This window comes from Okeania sp. (genome assembly GCF_983059655.1).
Map to the genome: position 1 here is coordinate 1 of NZ_CEZPJD010001051.1, position 2,246 is coordinate 2,246.

At 37.8% G+C, this 2,246-nt stretch carries 1 protein-coding gene; it reads left to right on the forward strand.

All coding sequences use genetic code 11. The features are described from left to right. Positions 1–2,246: condensation domain-containing protein (locus tag AC3DU7_RS31655; RefSeq protein WP_488043195.1), on the forward strand; the 2,246-nt coding region annotated here is incomplete at both ends.

Genomic DNA, 2,246 nt, shown 5'->3' on the forward strand with positions numbered 1-2,246 from the left:
GGACGTATTGATAACCAGGTAAAAATTCGTGGTTTTCGTATAGAGTTGGGAGAAATAGAAGCAGCGATCGTCTCCCATCCAGAAGTACAAACTGCTGTAGTTATTGTCAAGGGAGATGACTCTAGCAATAAGCGTTTAATCGCCTATTTTGTACCTACTAAAAAACAATTTTCTCCTAATAATTTACGTCAATTTCTCCAAGAAAAATTAGCAGAATATGCTATTCCATCAGCTTTTGTCAAACTAGAATTTTTACCACTTACTCCCAACGGTAAAATTGATAGAAAAGCCTTACCAGAACCTGACAGTATCCGTCCCGAATTAGAAAACTTTGTTGCGCCACGCAACCCAACAGAAGAACTTTTAGCTAATATTTGGTCTCAACTATTAAGAGTAGAAAAAATTGGCATCCACGATGATTTTTTCTCATTGGGAGGAAATTCTTTATTAGCAACCCAAGTTATATCTAGGTTGCGAATAGCATTTCAAGCAGAAATTCCCCTCAAATATTTATTTGACTTTCCCACAGTTGAAGAAATTAGTAAAGCTATAGATGAATTAAAAGTAGAAAAATTACAGCTACCTCCTATTGAACCAATTTCACGAAATAGTTATATTCCCTTATCTTTTTCCCAACAACGACTTTGGTTTCTCAATCAATTGGAGGAAGAAAGTACCGCTTACCACAACTATGCAGCACTCCAACTAACAGGAAAACTCAATATTTCTGCTCTAGAAAAAACGATTGAGGAAATTGTTCGCCGTCACGAAATCTTGCGCACAAATTTTGTGATGAAAAATGGAAATCTAGTACAGATAATTAATGCTCCATCTAGTTCCAGTTTTCCAATAATAGATTTACAGTCATTCCCAGAAGCAGAAAAATTCACTGCTGCACAAAAAATAATAACAGAAGAAAAAGCAAAAGTTTTTGACTTGAGCAGAGATTCCCTATTGCGAGTTTCCCTGCTCAAACTAGGAGAAGAAGATCATATTCTGTTGCTGGTAATGCACCACATTGTTACTGATGCTTGGTCAACTGGAATATTTATTCGAGAATTATCTACTCTTTATCAAGCTTTTTCAGAAGGAAAACCTTCGACTTTGCCTGAGTTATCTATTCAATATGCTGATTTTGCTTACTGGCAGCGTCAGTGGTTATCCCAAGAATTGCGAGAAGCTAATCTCAACTACTGGAAGGAAAAGTTAGCAGGGGCACCACCATTATTAGAATTACCAGGCGATCGCCCCCGTCCAGCCATTCAAACTTTCCGAGGTAGTACCGAATCATTTCAGGTAAATTCTACAATAACTCAGAAGTTGAAAACCCTGAGTCAACAATCTGGGGTAACTTTATTTATGACTTTGCTGAGTGCTTTTGTAGTTTTACTGTCGCGCTATAGTAACCAAGATGATATTGTTGTGGGTTCTCCTATTGCCAATCGCGATCGCCAAGAAATTGAACCATTGATTGGCTTTTTTGTAAATACTTTAGTATTGCGGACTCAATTGTCAGGAAATCCTAGTTTCTCGGATGTATTGAAACAAGTACGACAGGTAACTCTAGAAAGTTACGCTCGTCAAGATGTGCCTTTTGAGCAATTAGTAGAAGCTTTACAACCTGAACGCTCTCTCAGTTATAGTCCTCTATTTCAGGTGATGTTTATTTTGCAAAATGCACCGATGGACAAACTGGAGCTACCTAGTTTAACTTTAACTCCTTTGGGTGGAGAAAATGTGACAGCAAAGTTCGATTTAACTTTGTCTATGAGAGAGACAGAAACTGAACTTGAAGGAATTTTAGAATATAATACGGATATTTTTGATGAGACGACAATTATTCGGATGGGAGAGCATTTTCAGCAGTTGTTAGGAGCAATTATTGCCAATCCCGAACAACCTGTTACCCAACTTCCTCTCTTAACAGAAGCAGAGCGCCATCAATTATTAGTAGAATGGAATGATACAGCAGTTGAATATCCCTCAGATAAATGTATTCATCAGTTGTTTGAAGAGCAAGTTGAGAAAAATCCTGATGCAGTTGCCGTTGTATTTGAGCAGGAGCAATTAACATATCAACAGCTAAACGCCAAAGCTAATCAACTTGCTCGCCACCTGCAAAGTTTAGGAGTGAAACCAGAAACATTGGTAGGTATTTGTCTTGAGCGTTCCCTGGAAATGGTAATAGGATTGTTAGGAATATTAAAAGCAGGTGGTGCCTATGTTCCAATCGATCCAAATTATCC